This window comes from Bradyrhizobium pachyrhizi (assembly GCF_029714545.1).
Lineage (GTDB): Bacteria > Pseudomonadota > Alphaproteobacteria > Rhizobiales > Xanthobacteraceae > Bradyrhizobium > Bradyrhizobium pachyrhizi.
In genome coordinates, this window is the sequence record NZ_CP121667.1 from 4,177,251 (window position 1) to 4,204,142 (window position 26,892).

A 26,892-nucleotide genomic window follows, 5' to 3' on the forward strand; every position below is an offset into this window, starting at 1 on the left:
GAGGAACGGCGAATGTGACATGCCGGCACGATATTTTCATCCGCCGCGGCGCTACTGGGGCGCGAGATCGCTCGCCGCTTGCCGGAGTTCTTGCAGCAGCTCTGTTTCCCATTGCGAAGGATCCGTCAGGAACCGCGCGAGGTTGTCGAAACAATAATACCCGAACTCCGACTTTGATCGGGCGGCGGACGTCGCGGCTGCACGCGCCAGCAAACGCGCCGCATACTGCTTCGCCGTCATCAGGCTCGCCGCGTGCTCGGCCATCTTAGCCATTCGCCAGAGCGCCGAGTGATCGATGGCATTGCCGAGATCGCCGAAATAGAACCCTTCCGCGAGCTCCAGGCGAGCGCTAGCACTGCCCGCGTTCTCCAGCATCAACGGAGCGATCTTCTCGAAAAAGAAGCTCTCGTGATCGGTATCGACCAGCCCGTAGTAGCGCAGCAGGACATCGTTGCTGGTTTTGTCCACGCGCGCGAGGCACCATGCGGCGTAGCCGAACAGCGCGGTCGGAATCTCGTCTCCGTAAGGATCGTACCAGGCGCTGGCATGCGGTCCGATGTGCGTGCATACCGCGTCGATCAGCCTTCGGATCGCAGGCGCGGCGCGGGGGCAGTGCTTCGCAACATGCGAGAAGAACTTCTTCTCGTTGAGCCGCTTGCCATCGAAACGGAACACTGCCTGCAGGTGGTTGTCGTGAGGGCGCTCATTGATATCGGGGCTGATTTGCGCCGTGAGCGCATCGATGGCCGCGATACAATCGGGCTCGCTCATCGAGGCGAGATCGACGGCGTAGGTGCTGAACCGCTTGGCGAGCGTCTCGGCCTTCTGGGCGAGCGCGGCATCCTTGTCCTCGTCTTGCGGCTCGGGTGGCGCGGGCCTGAAATGATCTTCGGTTACGGGCACCGACCGGACGCGGTGTACCGGATCGCCTGGCGCGCCGGAGACCGTCACCATCCCCTCTGCGAACCGCATATCGAGACGCCGGTCCGGCAGGGGCGTCGCCTTCGACCAGCCGCGGGCGCGCGCCAACCAGGGACGGTCGTCCATCCCGAACCGCTCCAGCATAATCTTGGGCGAGACCTTCCCGTCCACGCCGACGCAGGCGACGAAGTCATTCCGCTTCAGCCAGAAGGCCAGGCTGTCGGGTTGCCAGCCAATCACGTCCCGCTCGGAAAGCTCGAAGTCGCGCAGATTGCTGCTGACGTTGGCGTAGTGGCTGTTCGGATCCGGCCACAGATCGGGGTGCGATGTCGCGTTGATCCGGTTGGTCGTCAGCGAGCTCTCCCGATCGAGCAGCTGCGAGACCTTGCGGTAGATCTCGCCTCGCCGAGGCGGCAACCCCTGCTTCCGCCTGTCGAGATCGAGCTGGGTCGTGTCGGGCAACCCTTCCGCCTGCATCCACATCGGCGCGACGGAGTGCAGCCGCCGCAGCGGAAACGCCTGCCAGATCTCGACGGCAAAGCTGAAATACTCCCGCTGCGCCGTGGTGTCTCTACCCAGCAACCGGGAGACGAGCGAGCTCTCCTCGGTAATCATGGGAAGGCGGGAATTGTCGGCGCGCAACCAATAGCGGCCGCACGGGCTCGAGCGGATCAGGAACGACCTGGCACGCGATCCCTCGCAGCTCGACACATTGTAAGCGCCGGTCTGCGGATCAATGCGCAGCAGCAGCGCGATAATTCCATTGTCATGCCGGAACGCCGAAACCAGAATCCGGCCAGCCTGGTCCAGAACCGGCGGGCACAGCGAGTTGCCGCTCGGCATGTCCAGAACCGAGCGGACGATCGCCCTGCGCTCGAGGTCGATGACATGCAGGTCAGTCGCGTTCGCGGCGTGATAAAGCACGAGATAGACGAACCGGCCATCCTTGCTCTGGAGAAATCCGTAACTCAGATAGTCGTCGCGCGCGTCCTTTCCGTCGTGGCCGCGCGCCCAGGGCGTTTGCAGCCGATCGACGAGCCGGCGATGCGCCAAATCATAGAAGGCGAATCCCGCGTCGGTGTTGAAGAACCACGCGATTGCGTCCGGCAGCAGCCCGGCATTCCGCGCGGGCCGCTGGCCGAGGGCAGGACGCATGATCCAGTCATCCTGGCCGTCGACCTGGATTGCGAAGTACTCGGTATTGCGGATTTTGCGGATGGAGTTCACGATCGGGTAACCCTGCGAAGCCGCCTCGTCGTCCCGGGTTGCTTCTTTATATGCGAGCCGGACAACGTCCGATTAATGCGATCGGGAAACATGCGGTTGACCAGCCGGCGACCGGCGGCGGGAGGACACTTGCCGCATGTATCTTGCTGTGCGCCGACGAGCCGGTTAGGCGCGCGCCAGGACCAGCACGTTGCCGGCAAGGATCGCGGCGGCGCCGGCGAGCACAGGCCAGCCCAGCGCAAGGTGCTCGAACAGGGCGGACAGCACGAGCGCGACGAGCGGCACCAATGCGAGCGTATAGGCCGCGCGGCCGGGACCGAGCCGGCGCACCAGCTCGAAATAGAGCATGAAGGTGATGCAGGACGCGGCGATCGCGAGATAGAGGAAGCTCGCCACGTAGGAGGGCGAGATGTCGGCCGCAAACGGCGTGCCCGTCGCGACGGCCCACAGCGCGCTCGCCGTCGCGCCGACGAACGCGCCCCAGCCGAGCACGGAGACGACGGGCAGTCCGGCGCGCTGGTTGCGTGCACCGACCGTTGTCCCGGCGCCGGTTGCGATGGCCGCGGTGAGCGCCCAGACGAATCCCGCAAGCGGCGCGGCGCCGTGCGCGGCGGCGCCGGGCAGGAAGATGATCGCCAGTCCAAGGATGCCGCACAGCGCGCCCGATACGAAGCCGGAGGAGATCGGAACGCCGAGTGCGGCGCGCGCGAGCACGGCCGCGAACAGCGACGATGTCGACAAGACGAGTGCCGCAAGCCCGCTCGGCATCCGTGCGGTCGCCTCATAGAAGGCGATGAAGGCAATGGCGAAGAACAGCAGGCCCTGCAACACGACCGCCGGCCGGTCCTTTCGCGGGATCGCGAGCGGCACGCCGCGCAGCCGTCCGTAGCCGAGCAGGATGACGCCCGCGAGCACCATGCGCAGCGCGACCGACCACGGCGCGGGCGTTACGCCGGCCTGCATCGCCGTTGCCAGCGCGCCGCCGCCCCAGAGCAGCGCGGTCAGCGCGAACAGCAGGACTGTCATGGCGTGCCGGCGTCGTCGCGCAGTGCGCGCCAGCCGCCGGCATCGATCCGCGCGCTTTCCCCCTCAAGCCGGGTGAGGGCGGAATCGAGCGTGACGCGTTCGCTCTCCGAGAGCCGCGCCAGCAGCCGCGTCTCGATCGCGCTGCCGAGTGCAGCGATCCGGTTGAACGCGGCCCGGCCGCTGCGGGTGATGCTAACGGCGGCAAAGCGCCGGTCGGACTTGCCGGAGCGTCGCACCGCGAAGCCGAGCTCTGTGAGCTGGCCGATGCCGCGGCTGACCGCGAACGGATCGAGCGCGCAGGCGCGGCCGATCTCGGAGGCGTTGGCCGCGTCGCGCTCGGCGATGACGGCGAGGATGCGCCAGCCGGCCTGGCTCAATCCGAACGTCTCGCCGTAGAAGCGCTCGAGCGGTCGGGCGACCTGCGCCGCGACCAGGAACAGGCGGTAGGGCAGCCAGGCACTGAGCTTCAGCCCGTCATCGGACGCAGGCGCGGTCTGTTTCATGGAATGAGAGGCTCGCACATATAATTGCAAAGTGCAAGCATATCGCAAATACTTATTGGATCGCATGCGTGAAAATCCCGACACACTTGTCACTCCCACTCACTGCTGCCGCGGCGCCAGATTGGGGCATGACCAACGGCGAACGGCGGGCGGCGATGGAACCGCGCTGGGATCCCGGAGTTCGTCCAAATCGGAGATGGAGAGACCATCATGAATAAATCAGCTGAAAGCGATCGCGGCGGCCTGACGGCGATGCAGACGCCGCCGGTGGTGTCACGGGAGGCGTGGGAGGCGGCGCGCCTCGAGATGCTGGTGAAGGAAAAGGCCCAGGTGCGGGCACGCGACGCGCTTGCGGCGGAGCGGCGGCGAATGCCCTGGATGGCGGTCGAGAAGCCGTATGTCTTCGAAGGACCGAACGGCAAGGCGAGCCTGCTCGACCTGTTCGAGGGCCGCCGGCAGCTGATCATCTACCGCGCCTTCTTCGAGCCCGGCGTGTTCGGCTGGCCGGATCATGGCTGCCGCGGCTGTTCGCTCGGCGCCGATCAGGTCAGTCATCTCTCCCATCTGAACCAGCGCGACACCACGCTCGCTTACGCCTCGCGCGCACCGCAGGCGGACATCGCGCGGCTGAAGGCGCGGATGGAGTGGGACATGCCGTGGTACACGATCACCGACAGTTTTGACACCGACTTCGGCGTTGCCGAGTGGCACGGCCACAACGTGTTCATCCGCGACGGCGAGCGGATCTTCCGCACTTATTTCGTCAACAGCCGCGGCGACGAGGCGATGGGTACGGTGTGGAGCTATCTCGACATCACGCCGCTCGGCCGCCAGGAACTCTGGGAGGACTCGCCGAAGGGTTACCCGCAGGGGCCGACCTACAAATGGTGGAACTGGCACGACAATTACGAGGCCGAGGCCACGCCGAACGCAAAATGGGCGGCGGTGACCGATGCCGGCGAGGCCGCGTTCCGCAAGATCGCGGAGCAGGAGCGCAAGGCGACGTAAGGGGTAGAGCAGGGAGAACGCGCGGCGTGCTTTCAAGGGCTTCGGTTTTGATTGGATCAGAACCGAAGCTCTCGCTTCTTGTCTTGCCTGCCTTCTTGACGCGGACCGGCGTCCACCTCGCTCGACGCTCTAGCGGCCATTGTCCCTGGCCGAGAGCGCCTTCAGCGCCGACAAGGTCTGCCGCAGCCCGCGATCGAGGCGCTTGTCGCGGCGGATCACCACCGCGAGCCGGCGGTAGAGCTTTGGTGACAACGACCGGACGATCAGGTCGCGTTGCTTGGTCCTGGCGGGAACGGCCATGCCGGGCAGCACCGCGCAGCCCAGCCCGGCGCGCACCATCTCCTTGATCGCCTCGACGCTGCCGAGCGACATCAACGGCTTCAACGACACGCCGCCGCGGGCCAGCCACTCGTCCGCGGTGCGTCTGGTGTTGCCGCCCGGCTCGAACAGCAGCACCGACCTGGTCGCCAGCACCTCCGGCGTGATCCGCGCCGGCAGTTGCATGTCGCGGGGCGCGATCAGCACGAACTCGTCGTTCACGACCGGCGTGATCTCGAAGCTGCGCCCCGACGCCGGCAGCGTGACAAGCGCGATGTCGATGGTGTTGTCCTCGACCGCCCGGGCGATCTCCGCGGTGTTGCCAGTCGTGACCGTGATCTCCAGCGAGGGCAGCGCGGCGCGCAGTTCCTTCAGGATCGGCGGCAGCAGGAAGATGCAGGCGGTCGCACCGGTGCCGAGCCGCACGCGGCCTGCCGTTCCGGTCGTCTGCTGTGCAACGGCGTCGACCGCCGATGCCACCGCCGCATTGATCTGATGCGCGTGCGAGAGCAGCGCGACGCCGGCGGCGGTCGGTCTGGCCTTGCGTCCGACCCGCTCGATCAAGGTCGCATTGAGGCTGCGCTCGAGCTGGCGCACCTGCAGGCTCACCGCGGGCTGCGTGAGTTGCAGCCGCTCGGCCGCCGCCGAGAAGCTGCCGCAGTCGATCACGACGGCGAAGCTTTCGAGATAATCGAGGTTGAGGTTCTTCATCAAAGTATCTCTTATGCCGCGCATAAGCTGTCAAAGCTTCACTTATATAACGCCGGGGCGCATAGTCCGGCAAGCGACGGCTTCGGCAGACCGGGAGTGGGCTTTGTCCGGCCTCAAGTCCATTGGCGGTGTCATCGTCGAGCTGGGGCGCTATCTTGCGGTCTCGCCGCATTCGCGCATCCGCCGCAGGCAGGCGCTGCGCGAGCTCGACGATCGCCTGCTGGCCGATGTCGGACTGTCGCGCAGCGATGTCGAGATGAGCCCGTGGTGCCTGCAGCATGCACCGGCGCGTTGTCGAAGCACGGGCATAATGCCGCAAGACGAGGCAAGGATGAGAGACAACGAAGACACCGTGATCCGCGACGCCACAGAGGTCGACATGGCGGAGGTGCAGCGCATCTACGCGCACCACGTGCTCAACGGACTGGCGACCTTCGAGGAAGTGCCGCCGACACTCGACGAGATGCTCAGGCGCCGTGCCGCCGTGCTGGCCGCGGGGCTGCCGTATCTCGTGGCCGATATCGAGGGACGGGTGGCCGGCTACTCCTACGCGACGGCGTACCGGCCGCGGCCGGCCTATCGCAACACCATTGAAGACTCGGTCTACGTGTCGGAAGCCCTGCATGGCCGCCGCGTCGGCGCGGCGCTGCTGCGGGCGCTGATTGAACGATCGGAGGCGGGACGCTGGCGGCAAATGATCGCGGTGATCGGTAACAGCGGCAACGCCGGATCGATCGCGCTGCACCGTCGCATGGGCTTCGAGACGGTGGGGACACTGAGGTCGGTGGGCTTCAAGCTCGGGCAATGGGTCGACACCGTGCTGATGCAGCGGCCGTTGGGGCCGGGCGCTTCCACGCTTCCGTCAGACAAGGAAACGGCCCGGTGATCGCACGCCGGGTCGTGATTGCCCTCGGGCTGGCTCAACTGATCTCGTGGGGCGCGACCTACTATCTGATCGGCGGGTTCGGCGAGCAGATCGCCGCGGATCTGGGCTGGAGCCGCGACATCGTCTACGGCGGATTTGCTGCGGCGCTCTTGGTCATGGGGGTGACGTCGCCCCTTGCGGGCAGGTGGGTGGACAGAAGCGGTGGCCGGCAGGTCATGGTCGCGGGCGCGGTGATCAACGCGCTCGGCTGCGCCGGTCTCGCGCTCTCGCACCAGATCGGCAGCTATTTCGCATCCTGGATCGTTCTTGGCCTCGGTATGCGGTTGACGCTGTACGATGCCGCCTTCGCGGCGCTGGCCCGGATCGGCGGGCCGGAGGCGCGCCGTGCGATGTCCGGGATCACCTTGCTTGGTGGCTTGGCCGCCACCGTGTTCTGGCCGCTCGGCCATACGCTCTCGGACCATTTCGGCTGGCGCATCGCGGTGCTGGCCTATGCCGGCATTGCGCTATTGACGATCCCGCTGCATCTGCTGATTCCGAACCAGCGATTTGCCGGCGTGCCGGGCTCTGCTGCGGTGGCATCGAGGCAACCGCGCGCGGCGGGGCGACGGCAGCTTGCGGCGGCGAGCGGGCTCTATGCCGTGATCATGACCGGCGCGAACTTCCTGAACGCCGGCATGTCCGCGCACATGATCGCGGTGCTCACCGGCCTCGGGCTCACCGTCACTGTTGCGGTCTGGATCGCGACGCTGCGGGGGATCGGGCAATCCGCCGCGCGTCTCTGCGAAGTCCTGTTCGGCGGACGGCTCGATCCGCTCGTGCTCAACCTGATGGCCTGCCTGATCATGCCGCTCTCCTTCATCGCCGGCCTGTTCAGCGGATCAGCGCGGGAGATGGGGGTCGCGTTTGCGCTGCTCTACGGCGCGTGCAACGGCATTCTGACCATCACCAGGGGGACGCTGCCGCTCATCCTGTTCGATCATCGCAGCTATGGCACGCTGGTCGGCCGGCTCATTGTCCCGAGTTTCATCCTGCCGGCGGCGGCGCCGCTGATCTATGCAATCATGATCGACCGGTTCGGCGATGCGAGCGCGCTCTATCTCTCCACCGGTCTCGCCCTGGTGACGCTGCTTGCCGCCATCCTGCTCAAGCTGCTGTTTCCGCCGCCGCTCGCGGCCGCGAAGCAATAGCCGTCGGCGGTGTCGATCTCAACGCGCCGCCGGCTCGCGCGGCAGCCACAGCGACAGCCAGCCACCGAGCGCCAGCAGCGCGACGTTGCAGCCGAGCGCGATCGTGAAGGCGTGCGCGTAGTCATCGGCCTGCGGATGCGGCCCGAGCAGGCTGTAGAAGATGCCGCCGATCATCGCGACGCCGAGTGCGGCGCCGATCTGGAAGGTCGAGATCATCATGCCCGATGCCAGCCCGGCATGGCGCGGATCGATGCTGCCGATCACGGCCTTGATCACCGAGGGCATCACGGTGCCGAAGCCAAGCCCGCCGCAGATCAGACCGAATTCGAGGCTTTGCGGAAGCGCGCCGCCGACCGACAGCATCACGACACCGAAGCCGACAACCTGAAGCGCAAAGCCCAGCGTCAGCGTGCGCGGGCCAAGCCATTGCATCACCAGCGACGACACCAGCGAGCTGACGAAGAAGCCGGCGGCAAAGGGCAGGGTGGCAAGGCCGGCTTCCAGCGGAGATTGGTGCAGGCCACTTTGCAGGTAGACCGCGAAGGTCAAATAGAAAGACGACAGCATGTAGAAGGCCAGCGCCATCACCAGCCCGATCACGAAATCGCTGTTGCGCAGCAGATGCAGCGCGACCAGCGGGTCGCCGCCTCGGGCTTCGAGGCGCGCCTCGTAGCGGACGAAAGCGGCGAGCATCAGCGGAGATGCCAGCAGCATCGCGACGATCCGGATAGGCCAGCCGGATTCCCGGCCCTCGATCAGCGGATAGACCAGAAGGCCAAGCGTGAGCGACAGCAGAATGACGCCCCCGACGTCAAGCCGCTGCGCATGCGCGGCGTGCGAGTCGGTCAAGAACAGCAGGCCGGCGACGAAGGCGGCGAGGCCGATCGGCACGTTGATCAGGAAGATGGCCTGCCAGGCCAGTCCGAACGGATGAGCCGAGACGAGTACGCCGCCCAGCAGCTGGCCGCAGATATTGGCAAGACCGAAGGTCGCGCCATAGAAGCCGAGCGCACGGCCCTGTTCGGCCGCCGGAAACAGCACGCGGATCGAGGCGAGCACCTGTGGGGCCATCACGGTGGCGGTGAGGCCCTGCAGGATCCGTCCGGCGACCAGCATGGCCGGTGACCACGCGATGCCGCACAGCACAGATGCGATCGTGAAGCCGGCGACGCCGGTCAGGAACATCTGCCGCCGCCCCAGGAGGTCGCCGAGCCGGCCGCCGGTGATCAGGAACACGGCGTAGGTCGCGGCATAGGCCGAGATCACGAACTGCACCTCGCTCGGGCTGGCGCCGAGATTGTCGCGAATGGCCGGCAGCGCGAGATTGACGACATTGAAATCGAGGATCGGCAGGAAGGCGCCGGTGAGCAGCACCGGCAGCGCCAGCCATCGCCGCGGGTCGACCGTCGCCGGCCGCGCGGCGTGCAATTGCAACGTCTCGGTGGTCTCGCTCGTCACCTGCCAGCTCCTCTCGGCAATCGCCGGCGCCCTCACGAGGGGTGTCGTCGGTTGAACGTCCGGGAAGATGGCCTGTCCGTTTGTGATAAGATATTATCCAGCGCTGCGAAGTGAGTTTGCAAAAATGCACAGTGTCCTCGACTGGAACGACCTTCGGCTGGTCCTTGCGGTCGCACGGGAAGGCAGCCTCTCGGGGGCGGCGCGCCAGCTCGGCGTCACGCATTCCACCGTGTTTCGCCGCCTCGGCACGATCGAGGATGCGATCGGAACGCGGCTGTTCGAGCGTTTCCGCGATGGTTACGCGCCGACGCCGGCGGGCGAGATCGCGGCGGCGTCGGCAACCCGGCTCGAGGACGAAGTGCTCGCGCTCGAGCGCAAGCTGGCGGGGCAGGACCTCAGGCCGTCGGGGCCGGTGCGGATCACGACGACGGACACGCTCGGCGCGGTACTGATGCGGCATCTGCCGGCGATGCGCGCCGCGCATCCGGAGATCCAGCCGGAGATCATCATCTCGAATGCGATGGCGAACCTGACGCGCCGCGAGGCCGAGATTGCGATCCGGCCGACGCCGGCACCATCCGAACTGCTGGTTGGACGGCGCATTGCCGATATTGCCCACGCGGTCTACGGATCGCGCGCCTATCTCGCCCGCCGCGTCGACAAGGATCTGTCGACGCACGACTGGATCGGGCTCGACGATGCGCTGGCGGGGACCGTCATCGCCGGCTGGATGCGCGAGAACGTGCGTTCGGCGCGGATCACCTGCCGGGTCGATGCGCTTCCGGCGCTGCGCGATGCCGCGGCGGCGGGATTGGGGCTTGCCCTGCTGCCCTGCTATGTCGGCGATGTCGCGCCCACGCTGCGCCGCCTGACGCCGAAAGCACTCGGGCAGCCGCGCTCGGCGCTGTGGCTATTGACCCATGACGATCTCAAGCGCACCGCGCGCATCCGCGCGACGCTCGATTTTCTTGCCAGGGCGCTCGCCTCGGAGCGTGCGCTGTTCGAGGGAAAGCGCGCCGGCAGCGCGCGGCGCTAGCCGGCCGGCGCGCAGATCGTTCAGGAGCCGACAACTTCCGTGACGGTTTGGATGTCCTCTGCCGCGCGATTCGCAGGCATCCGATGATGCTCGCGAAAGGCACCAACGATCGTCTTCAGTACCGCGCGCGATTTCGCATCTGACAGCGCCGACAGCAGCATGATCTCGGACGGCGGCAGGGCAGGCAGGCCGAGCCGCCGGCCGACCTCGATCGTCCCGGCCGGCGCGAGCCGGCGGGAGAATACCGAAGTAGCGAGGCCTGCGGCGACTGCGTCGGCGACGGCAAAGGACCCACAGCCGAGGAAGCTTTCCGTCCACGGGATGTCCGCCGCCGACAGAGCGCGCGTCGCGATGTTGAGCACGCCGCAGGACGGCGAGGAGGCAGCGAGCCGCAGCGGCTCGCCCGCGCGATGGACGAAGTCCGGCGTTGCGAACCAGCCGTAACGATCCGTCGCCAGCATCTCGCCGTCGCGGCGGTCGTCCTCGCGGCGGATGATGGCGGCATCGATCTCGCCGCGATCGAAGGCGTCGAGCAGGTCGCGGGAATCCTCGAGCCGGACTTCGATGGTGAGCGCCGGGTCGTGCGCATGCAGCCGCGCCAGCAAGGTCGGAACCTCCGCGCCTCCGACATGGGTGGCAATGCCGAGCGAGAAGCGACGCGGGCGCACGGGCGACAACGCCGCGACGGCGCGATCATGCGCGGCGAGCAATTCCTGCGCCGGGGCGAGGAAAGCTGCGCCCTGTGCCGACAGGCGCACCAGGCGCGGTGTCCGTTCGATCAGCCTGTGGCCGAGCTGGCTTTCCAGCCGCTTCAACTTGACGCTGATCGCGCCCTGCTTGGTGCCGAGCGTTTCGGCGGCGCGGGTAAAGCTCTTGAGATCGGCGATGGTCACGAATGTCTTCACGGCGTCGACGTCGAGCGTGGTCATGTCAGTCATCCGGATTTGTTGTCTCTGAAATATCTAGTCATCCAATTCACCAATGCTCAAGCCATGACTAGCTTTGCGTTGTGAAGCGCCGTGGCCACCCGATTCCTGCCGCTGCTGCCTCAATACATCGTGAGTCGATCGATCGACGCTGCTGCCAGCACCCTGGCAACAGCGTGCGGTACTCCGTTGGCTTGCCACAACAAAAGGCCTGATCATGTCTACTGAACTGAGCCGCCGCGGCGCTGTCGTGCTGTCCGCCGTATGCCTTGCCTGCCTGATGTTCGGATTGGAGATTTCCAGCATCCCCGCGATCCTGCCGACGCTGGAGCGGGTGCTGCATGCCGACTTCAAGGCGCTGCAATGGATCATGAACGCCTACACGATCGCGGTCACCACGGTGCTGATGGCGATCGGGACGGTGGCGGACCGCTATGGCCGCAAGCGGATATTCCTGGTCGCGATCGCGGCATTCGGCGTCACCTCGCTGATCTGCGGCGTTGCCTCGAGCGTCGAAATGCTGATTGTCGCCCGGTTCCTGCAGGGCCTCAGCGGCGGCGCGCTCCTGATCTGCCAGATCGCCGTGCTCTCGCACGAATTCCAGGGCGGCCGGGTGCGCGCCGTTGCCTGGGGCTGGTGGGGCGTCATCTTTGGCATCGGTCTCGGCTTCGGGCCGATCATCGGCGGCGCGGTTGTCGCGGTGCTGAGCTGGGAGTGGGTGTTCCTCGTCCACGTGTTGTTCGCGGCCGTCGCGTTCGTGCTCTCGATCGGCGGCGTGCATGAATCGAAGGACCCGAAGGCGAGCAGCCTCGACGTCGCCGGTATCGTGACGATGTCGCTCGCGGTGTTCTGTCTCGCCTTCTACATCACGCAGGGGCCGGATCTCGGCTTCGTCAGCTCGAGGGGGCTTGCGATCCTGGGCGTTTCAGCAGTGAGCTTCGCAGCGTTCATTATTGCCGAGAGAATCAGCCGGCGGCCGATGTTCGACTTTTCAGTGTTCCGGATCCCGGCTTTCTCCGGTTCGATCGTCGGCTCCGCGGCGATGAACCTCAGCTACTGGCCGTTCATGATCTATCTGCCGATCTGGTTCCACGCCGGCCTGGGCTATGACAGCGTGTCGGCGGGACTTGCCTTGCTCGCCTACACGCTACCGACGCTGGTGATGCCGCCGTTCGCCGAACGCCTGTCGCTGCGCTATCAGCCGGGCCTGATCATCCCGGTAGGGCTGTTCACCATCGGCGCCGGATTCATGCTGATGAAGTTCGGCAGCGCCGCCGCGCAGGCGAACTGGGCGACGATGCTGCCGGGCTGCTTGCTCGCCGGCATCGGTCTAGGCATCACCAACACGCCGGTCACCAACACGACGACCGGCTCGGTCTCGAGCGACCGCGCCGGCATGGCCTCGGGCATCGACATGAGCGCGCGGATGGTTTCGCTTTCGATCAACATCGCGCTGATGGGCTTCATCCTGGCGAGCGGCGTGCTGGCGCATCTGAAGGCGGTGCTGCCGGCGCTCGAAGGCGCGCAACTTCGCACCATCGCCGAGCGGATCGCTGCCGGCGACGTCGCATCGACACCGGAGCTGACCGGCCCGGTCGTGCATCAGGCACTCGCAAGCGGCTTCGGCTGGGTGATGCTCTATGGCGGCATCGGGGTGTGGATCATGGCCGCGCTCAGCTTCCTGATCTTCAACGCGCGGCCGGTGCGGCAGGCCGAGGGGGCTCACGGCACGAAGTGAACACGATGTCGCCGTGCCTGCCCAGGGGAGGGGCGGGCAGGCGGTACCGGTCACTTCACGAGGGTCAGCAGCGGCTTGTCCTTCTCGACGATGTAGGTCGCTAGCTCGCTGGCGGTGACGTCGCCGACATTCCTCGCCGCATGGACCGTGCCGGCGGGAATGAACAGCACGTCGCCGGCCTTCAGCCTCGCCGGCGGCCTGCCGTCGACGTCGTATTCGAGCGTGCCGGCGAGCACGTAGATGATTTCTTCGCCCGGATGCGTATGGCGGCCGAATGCCTTGTCCGGCGCGATGTCGACACGCACCTGCACGGCTTCACGTCCGCCGACGCTGAGGTCGTGGCGCTGCAGGTCAGTTCGCGTGAAACCGGCCGGTTGCTGCGCCTGTGCGCTCGGTATGGTCAGGAGGCTGGCGGTGAACAAGGCCGTTCTTGCGAGCAGGCGCGTTGCCTTCATCAGCTTGCTGGTCATCTTGAACTCCAGGATTTGCTTGCGTCCTTGTCCGACCACGAGCCCGCAAGCGGCCGGCCCGCGTCGGAGATCGTCGTATGCTCGTTTCAAACGAGGGTGGTCGTGACATCGATGTTGCCGTGGACCGCCTTGGAGTAGGGGCAGATGCCGTGCGCGGCTTCGATCAGCTGCTGCGCAACCTCGCGCTCGACGCCGGGGACGTGGACGGTGAGGCGGGCGCTCAGGAAGAAGGCGCTGCCGGCCTGGTTCAGATCGATCTCGGCGTCGACCTCGGGCTCGCTCGCGAGCTTGACCTTGCGCTGACCGGCGGCGAGCTGGATCGCGCCGATGTAGCAGGCCGACCAGGCGGCCGCGAACAGGTTTTCCGCGGCAGGGTGCGGCTGCGGCAGCTTGACGTCGAGGAAGCCGTCGCGCGAGCGGGCGGCGCCATTCGGGCCGGCGGTGACGTGGGTCTTTCCGGTGACGAGAACCTTTGCATTGGCAGTCATGGCGAACTCCTTTCGGATGAATATAGATCGTATCCGATCTAATCGTGTACGCGTCGAAATAGGCCTCGGGCTTGATCGTGTCAAGCACTTCCGATTTAATCGGATACGATTTATATTGACCGAGACATCACAAACTCCGGAGACGCCCGTGACCCGCACCTCCAAGGCCGAGACCAAGGGCCGAAAACTCTCGAATTTTCTGTGCTTTGCGGTCTATTCGGCCAATCTGGCCTTCGGCCGCGCCTACAAGCCGATCCTGGATGCGGTCGGCCTGACCTACACCCAATACATCGCCATGGTGGCGCTGTCGGAAGAGGATGAGCAGACCGTCAGCGCGCTCGGCGAGAAGCTGTTCCTGGAATCCAACACGCTGACGCCGATCCTCAAGAAGCTCGAGCAGAGCGGCTATATCAGCCGTACCCGCGATCCCGCCGATGAGCGGCAGGTTCGCGTGAGCCTGACGCCGGCCGGCCGACGCCTGCTCGACAAGGACATCAATGTGTCCCTGGTCGAAGCCACCGGGCTCGGAGACGAATTTCCCGTCGTGCAGAAGACCGTCGCGAGGCTGCGCGACAATCTGCTGCGCAACACACGCGCCGATCCGAAGAAGGGCTGATCCTGCGGGCCAAACCCGATCCTGAATTTGCTCTAGCCAACGAGTTCAGGAACTACGGGTCGCGACGCGCTCGTCCCGCTTCGATCCGATCCGAGGTGCACGGGCCCTGGCAATTTGATGCGGACAAGAAGGCCGTGCGGCGCGTTGTCGTGCAGGGACAGCTCGCCGCCATGCCCGCACACCATGGCCTGCGCGATCGAAAGGCCAAGTCCGAAGCCGCTTGTCTCGTCCATGGTGCGGGCCTCGTCGCCCCGGACGAACGGCTTCAGCATTTCGGCCCGGCGGTGCTCCGGAATCCCCGGACCGTCGTCCGAGACATCGATGGTGACCTGATCGGCTGACGCACCCAGCCGGATGTCGACTTCGCTACCGAACCTCAGGGCATTCTCCACCAGGTTGGTCACGGTGCGGCTGATCTCGCTCGGGCGGATCAGGAGCGAAGCCCTGGCCGGGCCCTGGTAGCGCACGACGTGGCCGCAATCGGAGAACTGCTCGCAGATCGTCTGCAGCAGGGCGGCGACGTTCACCAGCGTCGGCTTCGCCGCGCTGCCGCCGCTCAGGAATGACAGCACGGATTCCAGCATCGCCTGCATCTGGTCGAGGTCGTGCAGGGTCTCTGCGCGCTGGGCATCGCTTTCGATATATTCGGACCTCAGCCGCAGCCGGGTGATCGGCGTGCGCAGGTCGTGACTGATGGCGGCGAGCATGCGCGTGCGGTCATTCATCAACGTGGTGATGCGTTCGCGCATGCGATTGAGCGCGACCGCTGCGGCGCGGATTTCCTCCGGGCCAGTCTCCGGCAGCGGCGCGGCCGCCTGGCTGATGCTGAAATTCTCGGCGGCGCGGGCAAAGGCGGAGAGCGGCGCGCTGAGCGCGCGGCCGGCCCACACGCCGAGCAGCGTGACGCTCACAAACAGGAACAGGAACGTGCTCACCCAGAACCCGCCGAAGAACGGCGGCATTTTCATCGGGCCGATCGTCGCTTCGAACAGCGCTCCGTCCGGCAACCGAACCGCCGCCGGCGCGGTCTTCGAGGAAAACTCGTCGATATCGTCGACGCCGGGCCGCTCTGACGAAGCACCGTCGGACGAGTCCGGACCTGCGTCGCGCAATGTGAGGTGCAGCCGAGGAAAGGCTCGATCGGCCGCCCGCAACAACGTTGCGCGATCGGCCGCAGGGGCCTCGGCCAGAAGCTTGGCAACCAGCTGGAACTGATGGATTGGCCTGTCCGCGAACGATCTCGGCTTCTGGCTGATGAAATAGAGCCCGATCAGCGCATGGATGAGCACCAGCGACAGCAGGATTAGCGCGGCGATCTGGCCACTGATCCGGTGGAAGCTGAAAAGCGCGGCAATCCTGCGTGTCCAGCTCATGCGTCCTCCACATGCGGCGTGAAGATGTAGCCGCCGGTGCGCACCGTCCGGATCACCGACGATCCTTCGCTCGTATCGAGCTTGCGGCGAAGCCGGCTGACCAGCACGTCGATGCTGCGCCCGAACGGACTGGCCGGCCGGCTGCGCGTCATGGTCAGGAGGCCATCCCGCGTCAGGATCCTGCCCGGCCGCTCGCAGAACACCTGCAGCAGGTCGAACTCCGCGCTGGTCAACGGGACCTGGGCGCCGTCGGGATCGCGCAATTCGCGCAGGCGAAGATCGATGGTCCAGTCCTGGAAGCACAGGCGCGCGGCGCTCTGGCCCGAGCGCCCGGCAAGGCCGGCCTGGGCCTGCCGGCGCAGCACGGCGTTGATCCGTGCCAGCAACTCGCGCGGATTGAACGGCTTGGCGAGATAATCATCCGCGCCCATCTCGAGCCCGAGGATCCGGTCGAGGTCCTCGCCCTTTGCCGTGAGCATGATGATCGGGATCGTCGAGTCGCCGCGCAGGCGGCGACACAGGGTTAGTCCATCCTCTCCGGGCAGCATCAGATCGAGGACGACGAGATCGAGCGAATGCCCGGCAAGGTAACGATCCATTTCCCTGCCGTTCGAGGCGGTGGCCACCAGGCAGGATTGGTCGCGCAGGTAGCGGGCAATCAGGTCTCTGGTCTGCAGATCGTCTTCGACGACCAGGATCTTCGGAGTGTTTGCAAGCATGATCCGCGACGGGCCCTCATCATAAGGTCATTGGCGCGCGTTCCGACGCGCTCAGCCACCAATCGACCAGCATACGCGTCGCTTGTGGGCGGCATTGCGCCTTTTCGTAAGCATAGTGTTTCTGAACTGTAAGCGTCGCTCGCAGCCCGAAACAATCGGCGATGCCGGCCGCGTCGCACCGCGCTCACAGTCCCAAACCACTGGAAATAATCCCGCAATCCTGCAGCCACACCGCAGCCATCACCATCCCGTCACAACGGGGGGCTTGTTCGCGAGGTGTGGAATGAAGACGTGGCGGGGCTTTGTCGCGGCAATCGTGCTGTCGGCCTTTTCGATCCCGGGGACGCCGGTGACATGGCCGTTGTTGGCTCCGGTGGCGGCCCAATCGGTCGATGCGATTACGGTCGAAGGCAACCGGCGGGTCGAGGCGGAGACCATCCGCTCCTATTTCAGGCCGGGGCCCGGCGGCCATCTCGATCAGGCTGCCATTGACGATGGCCTCAAGGAGCTGGTCGGGACCGGATTGTTCCAGGACGTCAAGATCAATCAGGCGGGCGGCAGGATCGTCGTTTCGGTGATCGAGAATCCGGTGATCGACCGCGTCGCGTTCGAGGGCAACAAGAAGATCAAGGACGAGCAGCTCTCGGCCGAAATGCAGTCCAAGCCGCGGGGTACCCTGTCGCGGCCGATGGTGCAGTCGGATGCGCTGCGGATCGCCGAGATTTATCGGCGCTCAGGCCGCTACGACGTGCACGTCACGCCGGAAATCATCGAACGCTCGAACAACCGCGTCGATCTCGTCTTCACCGTCGACGAGGGAGCGAAGACCGGCATCAAGACCATCGAGTTCATGGGCAACAACAGTTTTTCGGCGGCGCGCCTGAAGGACGTGATCAAGACCCATGAGACGAACTTCCTGAGCTTTCTCGGCAACGCCGACATCTACGACCCGGATCGGGTCGAGGCCGATCGTGACCTGATCCGCCGCTTCTATCTGAAGCACGGCTACGCGGACGTCCAGGTCGTGGCTGCACTCGCCGAGTATGATCCGGAGCGTAAGGGCTTTCAGGTGACGTTCAAGATCGATGAGGGGCAGCAATACCGCGTTGCGACGGTCAGTTTCCGCTCGAACATTGCGGGCTTCGATCCGACGACGCTGCGTTCATTGTCGCGCGTCAGCGAAGGCTCGCTCTACAATGTCGAGGCGGTCGAGAAGTCGGTCGAGGACATGCAGATCGAAGCGTCGCGCCGCGGCTACGCCTTCGCGGTGGTCCGTCCGGACGGCGCCCGGAATTTCGAGGCCCACACGGTGGGGATCGTGTTTCGCGTGGAGGAGGGGCCGCGCACCTATATCGAGCGGATCGATATTCGCGGCAACGGCCGCACCCGAGACTACGTGATCCGGCGTGAGTTCGATCTCTCCGAGGGCGATGCGTATAACCGTGCGCTGGTCGATCGCGCCGAGCGGCGGCTGAAGAATCTGGACTACTTCAAGAGCGTCAAGATCACCACCGAGCCTGGCTCGACGAGCGATCGCGTCGTTCTGATCGTCAACCTGGAGGAAAAGTCGACCGGCGATTTCTCCGTGTCGGGCGGTTATTCCACGACGGACGGCGCGCTTGCCGAGGTCAGCGTCTCGGAGCGAAATCTGCTCGGCCGTGGCCTGTTCGCCAAGGCGACGGTCAGCTACGGCCAGTACTCGCGCGGCCTGTCGCTGTCCTTTGTCGAGCCGTATTTGCTCGACTATCGCGTCGCGCTCGGGCTCGATGCGTATTACAAGGAGCAACTGCCGACCGACTACACGACCTATGGCGTGAAGACGATCGGGTTCTCGCCGCGGCTCGGCCTGGCGCTACGCGAAGACCTGACCCTCCAGTTGCGATACTCGCTCTATCAGCAGGAAATCTCGCTCGATAGCGCCTACGCGAACTGCAACAACAATCCGTCCAACCCGTCGCTCGCGTTCAATCCGACGCCTGCCTACATCCAGAGTGTACTCGGGGGCGTCGATCCCACGAACTCGGTCTCGTCAGGGCTGTATGGATATGGCTGCTACGGCGACGGAGAATCCACCTTGCCGGTGCGCAAGGAGCTGGCCGCAGGGGCGACCTGGACCTCGCAGATCGGCTACACGCTGAGCTACAACACCGTCGACAACAACAAGAACCCGACCGACGGCCTGCTGATCGACTTCAAGCAGGACTTTGCCGGCGTCGGCGGCGACGTGACGTATCTGAAGAGCGCGGTCGACGCGAAATACTATACGCCGCTGGTGTCCGACCTGATCGGACTGATTCACCTGCAGGGTGGCCTGCTCACCAAGGTCGGCGACAACGATCTGCGCATGCTGGACCATTTCCAGATGGGGCCGAATCTCGTGCGCGGCTTTGCCACCAACGGCATCGGGCCGCGCGACATCACCTATGCGAGCCTCGGCGCGGTCGGGGATGCGCTCGGCGGCACCAAATATTGGGGTGCGTCGATGGAGCTGCAGATGCCGTTTTGGTTCCTGCCCTCCGAGGTTGGGCTGAAGGGGGCTGTCTATGCGGACGCCGGCTCGCTCTGGGGTTACGAAGGCCCGACGTCGTGGGCCGCAACCGGCGAGGTGAATACGTCTGCTTGCAAATGCGGCCTCCAATACGACGATGGGAACGTGGTACGAACCTCGGTCGGTGTCGGCCTGATCTGGGCCTCGCCGTTCGGCCCGCTGCGCTTCGATTACGCCGTGCCGATCACGAAGGGCAAATACGACATCGTGCAGGAGTTCCGGTTCGGAGGCGGGACTTCATTCTGAGCCGACAGTCGCTCCGCTTGCCGGACTGCGTCGCGGGTTGCGGCCGGCGTGACGCCTGCCATGCCGTCCTGCCGCTTGCGGCGGCCGGAGAAGCGGGGCAGGCTGCTTCGGTTCAATTCCCATCCGAGGCAATCCATGTCACGCGTGTCAATCAAGACCAGGAACGACCTGCCGAGCGAGCTCAAGCCGCTGTGGGACAAGATGACCACCTATGGCGCGTTCGAGAACCAGGCAGGCGTCATGGCGCAGCGCCTGCCGATCTTCAAGCACATGTGGTCGCTGCTGGTCGATCTCGCCGACGAGGCGGTGGTCTCGAAGCGGCATCTCGAGCTCGCGCTGGTGACGGTCTCGCTGCTCAACAAGTGCGACTATTGCGTTTCGCACCATGCGCCGAAGCTCGCGATCCAGGGGGTCTCGGAGGCGGGCGCCGAGCGGCTGCTCGACTATCAGGATCATCCCGAGCTCGATGCGCTCGACAAGCTCGTGGTCGAATATGCGATCGCCGTCACCAACAACTGGAACAAGACCCGCGACGAGATCTTCGCACGCCTGCGGGAACACTTCTCGGAACCGCAGATTGTCGAGCTGACCTGGCGGATCGCGCTGTGCGGCGCGTTCAATCGCTTCAACGACATCTTGCAGCTCGACGTCGAGCAGGGCGTTCCGCAGCGCGAGGCCGCGGAGTGACGGCCTGATCAGGCCACCGGTGCGGCGCCGTCGCCGAGCGTCGTGAGCACGAAGTCGGCCCGCGCGGATGGCGGTAGCTTCGGCAGGTCGACGACATCGTAGCCGAGCGTCGGCAGTGCATCCATCAGCCGCTGATACTCCGCCATTGCAGTCTGGAAGCCGTGCCGCCGCTCCGAATCGGTGACGTAGATCTCGGGCCACGGCGGCGTCATGAACACGCGACCGTGGTAGCGATGGTCGGAGCAGATCGGGTGCAGCACCGGCTCACCCGTCAATGCCTCCAGCGCCGACGCCGCGTCGACGAGGCCGCGGTCGAAGAACACCCATCCGGAATGAGCCTTAGCCATCTCCATATCTTGCAGCGCGACGTCAATGGCGCGCCGCAGGAAGACCGCCGTATCGACCCAGGGCAGGGCGTTGCCGCCGGACGCGAGCTCATCGGCAACGATGCGGCGGCCGGGCTCTTCGACGATGGGATAGCCGCGTCTGCACAGTTCGGCCAGCAGCGTCGATTTTCCGCCGCCGGAGCAGCCGGAGATCAGGACGAAGCGGTTTTGCAAAGGGTGTCCTTTCATCAATCGTCACACCGCATGAACGAGCACTCCGCGAACGCGGGTTGCCCGATAGGCTTGAAATCTTGGGGAAGAAGGCGCGCGGAAATGTCTCGACGCGCCGAGTGAGCATAGCTTCGAATGTGACGCAAATGGGGGCGCGCTTGACGAATTCTTCAGTGCCGCGCCGATAAGCTCGATCAAGCATGGTTGTATCAAGCTTGAAGGGACGACGTACATGGCATCACGCTCGACCGTCTGCACGACGCTCGCGCTGCTAGTCTGCGCCGCGGTGCTGCAGCCGGCGCGCGCCGCTGAACCCGGCGAACCGGTCCGAGTCGGCGCGGTGCTGCCGTTTTCCGGCGGGGTCGAGCTTTACGGCCAGCAGGCGAAACTCGGGCTCGATCTCGCCGCCAAGGACATCAACGCGGCCGGCGGCATTCTCGGCCGGCCGGTCGAGGTTATCTATGTCGACGACAAGACACGGCCGGGTTCGGCCGCCGAGGCGATGCGCTCGCTGATCGAGAAGCAGGGCGTGCTGGCGGTGGTCGGTCCGATCACGTCGCAAAACCTGAATGCGCTGGTGCCGATTGCCGAGAGCTCGAAGACGCCGCTGCTCTATGCAACCAATTACGAGGGCGGCAAATGCAGCCGCTATCTGTTTTCGTTCGGCGCGGTGCCGAACCAGGAGCTCGGCCAGCTGCTGCCCTACATGACCCGGACTTTCGGCAACACCTACTTCCTGCTCGGCGCCGACCGGGTCTGGCCGCATCAGATGTTCGGCATCGCGCAGCCCCTGATCGAGAAGCTCGGCGGCAAGGTGGTCGCGACGAAATACACGCTGGGAACCGAGACCGACTTCTCACCGCTTATCAAGGAGATCGCGGCGAGCAAGGCAAAGGTGCTGCTGTTCGCGCTGAAGGGCGACGGGATGGATTTCATCCGGCAGGCCGACGACGCCGGGCTGTTGAAGGACATCACCGTCGCATTCCTCGGACTGTCCGAGGTCGATCTCGGCATCTTCCGCGGCAAGGGCCAGAACATGGTGACGGTGGTGCCGGCGGTCGCGGCGAGCGAGGATCCTGCCGTCAAGGCGTTCGTGGCGAAGGCCCGCGCCGCCGCGGAGCCGGGTGTCGCGGTGTCGAACTATGTGATGACGCATTACAGCACGCTGATCGCGCTCAAGGCGGCGGCCGAGAAGGCCGGCAAGCTCGACAAGGAGGCGATCATCGACGCGATGGCGGGCCTCGCCATTCCGTCGCCGACCGGCCCTGTCACGCTCGGTCAGGATCATCACGTGGCGATGAACATGTTCATTGCCAAGACGCAGGGTTCGGAACTCGTGCAGGTGCGAGCACTCGGCGAGATCGCGCCGGAGCCGGAGTGCAGTCCAACTGGCCGCTGACCAGGAGGAATATGTCGGTAGCGGCGCTCGAGGCCGCGATGCTCGCAAAAAAGTGAGCTGGCGCGCTCGTCAGCTGTCGGTTTCGCGTCGTCCCGCTCGTCTTCCAGCCAGAACGAGCTGTATGGGAGTTCCGGAATGAGCAATTCGACCTATCGCTGGGTGATCGTCGCGGCCGGCGGCCTGCTCGGCTGCGTCGCGATCGGCGGCATGTTTTCGCTGCCGGTGTTCCTCCAGCCCATGGCGCGCGAGACCGGCTGGTCGGTGACCGGCATCTCCAGCGCGATGACGATCGGCTTCCTCGCGATGGCCTTCACCAGCATGATCTGGGGCACGCTGTCGGACCGCTTCGGGCCGCTCCCGGTGGTGCTGACCGGATCGGTCGTGCTGGCGGCAAGCCTCGCGCTGGCCAGCCAGGCGCCATCGCTGCTGGCCTTTCAGTTCGTGTTCGGCGCGCTGGTCGGCGCGGCAACGGCGGCGATCTTCGCCCCGATGATGGCCTGCGTCACCGGCTGGTTCGACACCCATCGAAGCCTCGCCGTCTCGCTGGTGTCGGCCGGCATGGGCATGGCGCCGATGACGATGTCGCCGCTCGCGGCGTGGCTGATCTCCCACCACGACTGGCGCACCGCGATGCTGATCGTCTCGGGCGTGGTCGGCGCGATCATGATCCCGGTCTCATTCCTGGTGCGCCGCCCGCCGGCGCTGCAGGGCGACCACGCTGAAGCGGTCTCGGAGAACGGCGAACCGCCGATGTCGCTGGCGCAGGCGCTGCGCTCGCCGCAATTCATTATTCTGATCGCGACCAATTTCTTTTGCTGCGCTACCCATTCGGGCCCGATCATCCATACCGTGAGTTACGCGGTCACCTGCGGCATTCCGATGGTTGCCGCGGTGACGATCTACAGCGTCGAAGGGCTCGCCGGGATGGGCGGCCGCATCGCCTTCGGCCTGCTCGGCGACCGTTTTGGTGCCAAGCGCGTGCTGGTGCTCGGATTGCTGGCGCAGGCGTTCGGCGCGCTCGGCTACGTCTTCGTGCGCGAGCTTGCTGCATTCTACGCGGTGGCCGCGATCTTCGGCTTCATCTATGCCGGCACCATGCCGCTGTATTCCGTGCTGATCCGCGAGAACTTCCCGCTGCGGATGATGGGCACAGTGATCGGCGGCACCGCAATGGCCGGCAGCCTCGGCATGGCGACCGGACCGCTCGCCGGCGGCCTGATCTACGACACCTTTGCGAGCTACACGTGGCTCTATGTCGGCTCCTGGGCGGTCGGCATCGGCGCGTTCCTGATCATGATGACGTTCCGCCCGATCCCGGCGGCGCGGCCCACGGCGGTGCCTGCGCCGGCATGAGGCCGGTGCGTGCGTGAAGCGATCTGCTTCACGCGCGGCTGCGCTTCGGCCGCCGGATGGCACGCACCTTGTTGTTGGCGGAGCCGCTGCCGCAGAAGAAGCGGTCGGCGCCGTCGGACTCGAGGCCAGACACGAACACGCCCTGCGGCATCTCCAGCCGTTCGATGACCTCGCCGGTCTGCGGGTCGATGCGCCGCACGTCGCTTTCATCGCCTTCCCAGGTGCCGTGCCAGAGTTCGCCATCGACCCAGGAGACGCCGGTGACGAACCGGTTGCTTTCGATGGTGCGCAGAACCTTGCCGGTTTCCGGATCGACCTGAACGATGGTGCGGTCGCGATACTGGCCGACCCACAGCGAGCCCTCCGCCCAGGCGAGGCCCGAGTCGCGGCCGCCGCCGGGCGAGGGGATGGTGGATATCACGCGCCCGCTGTTCGGCTCGATCTTCAGAATGCGGTCCTCGGCGATCTGATAGAGGTGCTTGCCGTCGAAGGCGGTGCCGGCATGAGCCGCGATATCGAGGGTGCGGGTGGTGTTGCCGCTGTCGGGATCGAAGGCGACCAGGCGGTCGCCGGCCGCGAACCAGACCTGCTCGCCGTCGAAGCTGACGCCGCCGACGTTCTCGACGCCGTCGAAGGGGCCGTATTCCCGGATGATCTCGGCCGTGGCCTTTTTCATGTGCGCTCCTGTCGCCTGGAGCTTCGGTTCTGATTGAATCAGAATCGAGGCTCCAGAATCCTGTTTTGACGCGTTTTCTTCACGCGAACCGGTATCCGCTTCGCTCGAAAACGCTTCCGATTGCGCCCCGATGCTAGCCGTTCGGCAGCGGGGCAGGGAGTAACAAGGTCGTCGTGAATCCCGGCACCGGCGGCGTCATCCAGCGCCGGGCGCGGGCACGGCCGACCGACTGCACCTTGCCGGTGGCGGCCAGCGCGTCGAGCGCGCGCTGCACGGTGCGCTGGCTCGCCCCCAGCGCGACCGACAGCGCCGAGCTCGACCAGGCCTCGCCGTCGGCGAGAAAGGCCAGCACCGCGGCATGCTCCTCCTCGACCGGCAGCGCCAGCACGGTCACCTCGCGCCGGCCATGCGGCTGGAGCACAAAGCCGTCCGGCGTCGCGCTGAGATCGGCTAGCGGCCGCAGCGCCCGGCGCAGCCGTCCGATCTCGACCCGCAGCCGCGCCCGGTGTGATTCATCGGCGTGCTTGCCGCGAAACGCCCGCGCGATCAGCGTGCCGCGCGACACGTCCTGCGGCCACGCTTCGCCCAGCGCGCGGGCGAGCGCGAACAGCACCGGCCGGCGGGTCAGCGAGACCGTCGTGCCGATATCGCGCACGACGTAGCGGCAGGCATCGATGACGAGCGCCTTCGACGCCATCAGCGCCTCGACCTCCTCGAGCAGCAGCGGCCGCTCGCTGCCGCGCGCAATCAGACGCGCCGCGGGCGTCGCCAGCAGGCGCGCAGTGCTTTCGACCTCGGCCGCGAGCTCGGCGATGCCGGCGCGGCGTGCTGCTTCCCTTGCGCGGGCCAGCGCTTCGCGTGCCGGCCTGGTCCGCAACCGCCGCATCGCGATTCCGGCGACGACCAATTCATGGCCGACCCGCAGCGCCGGCGGGAACGGCGCAGGGTCGAGGCCAGCAAGCATGCGCTCGGCCGCATCGAGGCTCCCGATCAGCAGCAGGCGGCGGATTTCGAGATAGCCGGCATGGGCGGCGTTGAGTGCATCGCCTCGTGCTGCGAGCGTTGCGCGCGCCGCGGCGAGGCTCTTCCCGGGGAAGGAAAGGTCGCGCGACACCAGCGCGATCTCGGCCTCCGCCACCACGCAGCGCGCCCGCGCGACCGCTTCGCGCGGGCCGAAGGCGCGTCCTGCACGCCGCAACAGCTCCTTGGCGCGGGCGAAATCGCCGAGCCGGGCCATCGCGATGCCGCGCAGCGCCAGCGCCGGCGCATCGTCGCGCAGGGCTACCCGTTTCAGTGCGCCGAGGGGATCACCCGCCGCGAGCGCGCGCGCCGCAGCTATGATCAGCGAATCCATTCGAATCCCGACACACTTGTCACTCTCACCCTCCGAGGCCCGGTCCTAACCTAGCACATGACGACATGGATCATCTCCAGAGAGATCGAACGATGACCGGTTTCGAAACACGAGAAGATTGGGCGAGGAGGCGGCTCAGCGGACGTGGGCCCATCGTGGCGCGCTTTCTGTCGCTGGCGGCGGCGCCGACCTTCGCCGTGATGGCGCTGATTGCCGCGATGGCGCCGGCCGACATGATCTGCGGCGCGATGCAGGGACCGCTGTCATTGCAGGGCATGGTCCCGATGTACGCGCTGATGAGCGCATTTCATCTGGCGCCATGGCTGCGCCTGTTCAGATGACTGGCTCAGCTCTCCGGCAAAGTGAAGACCGCGCATGGCCGCGCGATGCCGCGCAAGTCATGACTGCCGAGCGCGACCAGCGGCGTCTCGGTCTCGGCGGCGAGGGCGCCCGAAACCAGCACGGTCTGCTCCAGCGGCTTGCACAGCCCTTCGAGCCGGCTCACCAGATTGACCGCGGCACCGATCGCGGTGAAGTCGAGGCGGTCGGCGGCGCCGATATTGCCCCAGTGCACCTCGCCGAGATGCAGCGCCGCGCCGAATGGCAACGGCGGCAAGCCCTGCTTGCGTCGCTCTGCATCGAGATGCGCCATGCCGACGCGCGCCGCCGACACCGCGCGCAATGCCGCCTCGGATGCGCTGCGCGCGCTGGTCGTGACCGGAAAGATCGCAAGCAGGCCGTCACCGATGAATTTCAACACCTCGCCGCCGAAGGCGTGGATGGCGCCGGCGATGCGGTCGAACCAGGCATCGAGCGCCGCGATCACCTCGGCAGGCGGATGGCTTTCCGACAGCGCGGTGAAGCCGCGGAGGTCGGCGAACAGCAGTGCCGCCCGGATGGTTTCGCCGGTATTGCGACGCAATGGCGATGCCAGCACGCGCGCCGCGCTGCGCCGGCCGAGATAGGCCTCCAGCGCCGCCGTCAGTGTCGCGCGCGCCGCGAGCGCGGCGAGCGGCGCGGCCATGAACCGCGCCGCCTCGCGCAATTGATCCGCCTCGGCAGGTGTGAAGGCGCGTGTCCCGATCCAGCCGAGGGTCGGGCCATCCGGCCGCGTTCCGATCGTGCCCTCGTGGATCGGGCCGGGCGCGAGAGTTCCGAGCCAGCGCCAGCCGGCGTCGCCGGATCCCACCATATCGGGCATCGCAAAGGGTTGTTCCGGTGCGAATCCGAGCGCTTCGATGACCTCGCCATTGTCGGCACGCCACAGCCAGGTTCGTCTTGCAATCAGGGGGTGCGGAACCTCGAGCGTCAGAGCGCCGCCGGCAAGCGGCAGGCCATCCGTGATAAGGTGGCTACCCAGGTCTGCCAACAACCGGTTGGCGCCCGCGGTCTCGGCGGCGGCGTCGACCAGCCAGCTCAACGTCGAGGACAATTGCATCACACCATCATGGGGTTGAC

Annotated in this window: 25 protein-coding genes; 11 read left to right on the forward strand and 14 right to left on the reverse strand. The window is 66.1% G+C overall.

What is annotated here, in order from left to right:
- Window positions 1-51: 51 nt before the first annotated feature.
- From QA639_RS19135 to QA639_RS19145, 3 genes are all read right to left on the reverse strand, one after another.
- The gene (locus QA639_RS19135) at window positions 52-2,148 is read right to left on the reverse strand and encodes a hypothetical protein (protein ID WP_283090454.1); all 2,097 of its coding nucleotides are present in this window, start codon (window positions 2,146-2,148) and stop codon (window positions 52-54) included.
- Between the two features lie 165 nt (window positions 2,149-2,313).
- Window positions 2,314-3,174 (reverse strand): DMT family transporter, encoded by an 861-nt coding sequence (locus QA639_RS19140; RefSeq protein WP_050386704.1) that lies wholly within the window; start codon window positions 3,172-3,174, stop codon window positions 2,314-2,316.
- Complete coding sequence (locus QA639_RS19145; RefSeq protein WP_051376199.1) at window positions 3,171-3,677, reverse strand: MarR family winged helix-turn-helix transcriptional regulator; 507 nt, start codon at window positions 3,675-3,677, stop codon at window positions 3,171-3,173. The genes QA639_RS19140 and QA639_RS19145 overlap by 4 nt, the downstream gene beginning before the upstream one ends.
- Window positions 3,678-3,887: 210 nt before the next feature.
- On the opposite strand from QA639_RS19145, the gene QA639_RS19150 reads away from it, so the two are divergent.
- Entirely contained in the window at window positions 3,888-4,685 is a 798-nt protein-coding gene (locus QA639_RS19150) for a DUF899 domain-containing protein (RefSeq protein WP_050386702.1), read from the forward strand.
- A 129-nt stretch (window positions 4,686-4,814) separates the two neighbouring features.
- Here the strand turns inward: QA639_RS19150 and QA639_RS19155 are convergent, their stop codons facing one another.
- Window positions 4,815-5,714, reverse strand: coding sequence for a LysR family transcriptional regulator (locus QA639_RS19155; protein ID WP_028335082.1), 900 nt, complete (start codon window positions 5,712-5,714; stop codon window positions 4,815-4,817).
- Between the two features lie 103 nt (window positions 5,715-5,817).
- Here QA639_RS19155 and QA639_RS19160 point away from each other — a divergent pair, with 103 nt between their 5' ends.
- The gene (locus QA639_RS19160) at window positions 5,818-6,600 is read left to right on the forward strand and encodes a GNAT family N-acetyltransferase (protein WP_283090455.1); all 783 of its coding nucleotides are present in this window, start codon (window positions 5,818-5,820) and stop codon (window positions 6,598-6,600) included.
- Window positions 6,597-7,790: an MFS transporter gene (locus QA639_RS19165; RefSeq protein ID WP_028335084.1), complete on the forward strand. Its 1,194-nt coding sequence runs from the start codon at window positions 6,597-6,599 to the stop codon at window positions 7,788-7,790. The genes QA639_RS19160 and QA639_RS19165 overlap by 4 nt, the downstream gene beginning before the upstream one ends.
- A gap of 18 nt (window positions 7,791-7,808) precedes the next feature.
- On the opposite strand, the gene QA639_RS19170 is transcribed toward QA639_RS19165, so the two are convergent.
- A complete protein-coding gene (locus QA639_RS19170) occupies window positions 7,809-9,248 on the reverse strand; it encodes an MFS transporter (protein WP_063779973.1) in 1,440 nt (479 codons plus the stop codon).
- A gap of 124 nt (window positions 9,249-9,372) precedes the next feature.
- On the opposite strand from QA639_RS19170, the gene QA639_RS19175 reads away from it, so the two are divergent.
- A complete protein-coding gene (locus QA639_RS19175) occupies window positions 9,373-10,284 on the forward strand; it encodes a LysR family transcriptional regulator (RefSeq protein ID WP_283090456.1) in 912 nt (303 codons plus the stop codon).
- Between the two features lie 20 nt (window positions 10,285-10,304).
- Here QA639_RS19175 and QA639_RS19180 read toward each other — a convergent pair whose 3' ends face one another.
- A complete protein-coding gene (locus QA639_RS19180; protein ID WP_283090457.1) occupies window positions 10,305-11,213 on the reverse strand; it encodes a LysR family transcriptional regulator in 909 nt (302 codons plus the stop codon).
- Between the two features lie 214 nt (window positions 11,214-11,427).
- On the opposite strand from QA639_RS19180, the gene QA639_RS19185 reads away from it, so the two are divergent.
- Window positions 11,428-12,948, forward strand: coding sequence for an MFS transporter (locus tag QA639_RS19185; protein WP_283090458.1), 1,521 nt, complete (start codon window positions 11,428-11,430; stop codon window positions 12,946-12,948).
- A gap of 50 nt (window positions 12,949-12,998) precedes the next feature.
- Here QA639_RS19185 and QA639_RS19190 read toward each other — a convergent pair whose 3' ends face one another.
- Window positions 12,999-13,403, reverse strand: coding sequence for a cupin domain-containing protein (locus QA639_RS19190; RefSeq protein WP_283090601.1), 405 nt, complete (start codon window positions 13,401-13,403; stop codon window positions 12,999-13,001).
- A 101-nt stretch (window positions 13,404-13,504) separates the two neighbouring features.
- Window positions 13,505-13,906 (reverse strand): Ohr family peroxiredoxin, encoded by a 402-nt coding sequence (locus QA639_RS19195; RefSeq protein WP_050386698.1) that lies wholly within the window; start codon window positions 13,904-13,906, stop codon window positions 13,505-13,507.
- Window positions 13,907-14,054: 148 nt separating this feature from the next.
- Here QA639_RS19195 and QA639_RS19200 point away from each other — a divergent pair, with 148 nt between their 5' ends.
- Entirely contained in the window at window positions 14,055-14,522 is a 468-nt protein-coding gene (locus QA639_RS19200; RefSeq protein WP_028335090.1) for a MarR family winged helix-turn-helix transcriptional regulator, read from the forward strand.
- A 32-nt stretch (window positions 14,523-14,554) separates the two neighbouring features.
- Here the strand turns inward: QA639_RS19200 and QA639_RS19205 are convergent, their stop codons facing one another.
- Both QA639_RS19205 and QA639_RS19210 read right to left on the reverse strand, forming a co-directional pair.
- The gene (locus tag QA639_RS19205; protein WP_283090459.1) at window positions 14,555-15,895 is read right to left on the reverse strand and encodes an ATP-binding protein; all 1,341 of its coding nucleotides are present in this window, start codon (window positions 15,893-15,895) and stop codon (window positions 14,555-14,557) included.
- A complete protein-coding gene (locus QA639_RS19210) occupies window positions 15,892-16,614 on the reverse strand; it encodes a response regulator (RefSeq protein WP_283090460.1) in 723 nt (240 codons plus the stop codon). Before QA639_RS19210 ends, QA639_RS19205 begins: the two co-directional genes overlap by 4 nt.
- 283 nt (window positions 16,615-16,897) lie before the next feature.
- Here QA639_RS19210 and bamA point away from each other — a divergent pair, with 283 nt between their 5' ends.
- Window positions 16,898-19,408 (forward strand): outer membrane protein assembly factor BamA, encoded by a 2,511-nt coding sequence (gene bamA / locus QA639_RS19215; protein WP_283090461.1) that lies wholly within the window; start codon window positions 16,898-16,900, stop codon window positions 19,406-19,408.
- 135 nt (window positions 19,409-19,543) lie between these two features.
- The gene (locus QA639_RS19220) at window positions 19,544-20,095 is read left to right on the forward strand and encodes a carboxymuconolactone decarboxylase family protein (protein ID WP_050386693.1); all 552 of its coding nucleotides are present in this window, start codon (window positions 19,544-19,546) and stop codon (window positions 20,093-20,095) included.
- Window positions 20,096-20,103: 8 nt separating this feature from the next.
- Here the strand turns inward: QA639_RS19220 and QA639_RS19225 are convergent, their stop codons facing one another.
- Entirely contained in the window at window positions 20,104-20,670 is a 567-nt protein-coding gene (locus QA639_RS19225; protein WP_157344667.1) for an AAA family ATPase, read from the reverse strand.
- Between the two features lie 214 nt (window positions 20,671-20,884).
- On the opposite strand from QA639_RS19225, the gene QA639_RS19230 reads away from it, so the two are divergent.
- Both QA639_RS19230 and QA639_RS19235 read left to right on the forward strand, forming a co-directional pair.
- A complete protein-coding gene (locus QA639_RS19230; RefSeq protein WP_157344665.1) occupies window positions 20,885-22,051 on the forward strand; it encodes an ABC transporter substrate-binding protein in 1,167 nt (388 codons plus the stop codon).
- Window positions 22,052-22,186: 135 nt separating this feature from the next.
- On the forward strand, window positions 22,187-23,404 hold the full coding sequence (locus QA639_RS19235; protein ID WP_050386690.1) for an MFS transporter: 1,218 nt from the start codon (window positions 22,187-22,189) through the stop codon (window positions 23,402-23,404).
- A gap of 28 nt (window positions 23,405-23,432) precedes the next feature.
- Here the strand turns inward: QA639_RS19235 and QA639_RS19240 are convergent, their stop codons facing one another.
- Together QA639_RS19240 and QA639_RS19245 are read right to left on the reverse strand one after the other, a co-directional pair.
- Window positions 23,433-24,080: a Vgb family protein gene (locus QA639_RS19240; RefSeq protein ID WP_157344664.1), complete on the reverse strand. Its 648-nt coding sequence runs from the start codon at window positions 24,078-24,080 to the stop codon at window positions 23,433-23,435.
- Between the two features lie 133 nt (window positions 24,081-24,213).
- Window positions 24,214-25,434 (reverse strand): helix-turn-helix domain-containing protein, encoded by a 1,221-nt coding sequence (locus QA639_RS19245; RefSeq protein ID WP_157344662.1) that lies wholly within the window; start codon window positions 25,432-25,434, stop codon window positions 24,214-24,216.
- A gap of 155 nt (window positions 25,435-25,589) precedes the next feature.
- Here QA639_RS19245 and QA639_RS19250 point away from each other — a divergent pair, with 155 nt between their 5' ends.
- On the forward strand, window positions 25,590-25,775 hold the full coding sequence (locus tag QA639_RS19250; RefSeq protein ID WP_050386687.1) for a hypothetical protein: 186 nt from the start codon (window positions 25,590-25,592) through the stop codon (window positions 25,773-25,775).
- 5 nt (window positions 25,776-25,780) lie between these two features.
- On the opposite strand, the gene QA639_RS19255 is transcribed toward QA639_RS19250, so the two are convergent.
- Entirely contained in the window at window positions 25,781-26,872 is a 1,092-nt protein-coding gene (locus tag QA639_RS19255) for an adenylate/guanylate cyclase domain-containing protein (RefSeq protein WP_157344660.1), read from the reverse strand.
- Between the last annotated feature and the right edge of the window lie 20 nt (window positions 26,873-26,892).

Bases quoted from the DNA above. Each gene is read 5' to 3' on its own strand.
- QA639_RS19140 (WP_050386704.1), bottom strand. From the start codon at position 3,174: ATGACAGTCCTGCTGTTCGCGCTGACCGCGCTGCTCTGGGGCGGCGGC.
- QA639_RS19145 (WP_051376199.1), bottom strand. From the start codon at position 3,677: ATGAAACAGACCGCGCCTGCGTCCGATGACGGGCTGAAGCTCAGTGCC.
- QA639_RS19150 (WP_050386702.1), top strand. From the start codon at position 3,888: ATGAATAAATCAGCTGAAAGCGATCGCGGCGGCCTGACGGCGATGCAG.
- QA639_RS19155 (WP_028335082.1), bottom strand. From the start codon at position 5,714: ATGAAGAACCTCAACCTCGATTATCTCGAAAGCTTCGCCGTCGTGATC.
- QA639_RS19175 (WP_283090456.1), top strand. From the start codon at position 9,373: ATGCACAGTGTCCTCGACTGGAACGACCTTCGGCTGGTCCTTGCGGTC.
- QA639_RS19180 (WP_283090457.1), bottom strand. From the start codon at position 11,213: ATGACCACGCTCGACGTCGACGCCGTGAAGACATTCGTGACCATCGCC.
- QA639_RS19185 (WP_283090458.1), top strand. From the start codon at position 11,428: ATGTCTACTGAACTGAGCCGCCGCGGCGCTGTCGTGCTGTCCGCCGTA.
- QA639_RS19190 (WP_283090601.1), bottom strand. From the start codon at position 13,403: ATGAAGGCAACGCGCCTGCTCGCAAGAACGGCCTTGTTCACCGCCAGC.
- QA639_RS19195 (WP_050386698.1), bottom strand. From the start codon at position 13,906: ATGACTGCCAATGCAAAGGTTCTCGTCACCGGAAAGACCCACGTCACC.
- QA639_RS19205 (WP_283090459.1), bottom strand. From the start codon at position 15,895: ATGAGCTGGACACGCAGGATTGCCGCGCTTTTCAGCTTCCACCGGATC.
- QA639_RS19210 (WP_283090460.1), bottom strand. From the start codon at position 16,614: ATGCTTGCAAACACTCCGAAGATCCTGGTCGTCGAAGACGATCTGCAG.
- bamA (WP_283090461.1), top strand. From the start codon at position 16,898: ATGAAGACGTGGCGGGGCTTTGTCGCGGCAATCGTGCTGTCGGCCTTT.
- QA639_RS19220 (WP_050386693.1), top strand. From the start codon at position 19,544: ATGTCACGCGTGTCAATCAAGACCAGGAACGACCTGCCGAGCGAGCTC.
- QA639_RS19225 (WP_157344667.1), bottom strand. From the start codon at position 20,670: ATGAAAGGACACCCTTTGCAAAACCGCTTCGTCCTGATCTCCGGCTGC.
- QA639_RS19230 (WP_157344665.1), top strand. From the start codon at position 20,885: ATGGCATCACGCTCGACCGTCTGCACGACGCTCGCGCTGCTAGTCTGC.
- QA639_RS19235 (WP_050386690.1), top strand. From the start codon at position 22,187: ATGAGCAATTCGACCTATCGCTGGGTGATCGTCGCGGCCGGCGGCCTG.
- QA639_RS19240 (WP_157344664.1), bottom strand. From the start codon at position 24,080: ATGAAAAAGGCCACGGCCGAGATCATCCGGGAATACGGCCCCTTCGAC.
- QA639_RS19245 (WP_157344662.1), bottom strand. From the start codon at position 25,434: ATGGATTCGCTGATCATAGCTGCGGCGCGCGCGCTCGCGGCGGGTGAT.
- QA639_RS19255 (WP_157344660.1), bottom strand. From the start codon at position 26,872: ATGCAATTGTCCTCGACGTTGAGCTGGCTGGTCGACGCCGCCGCCGAG.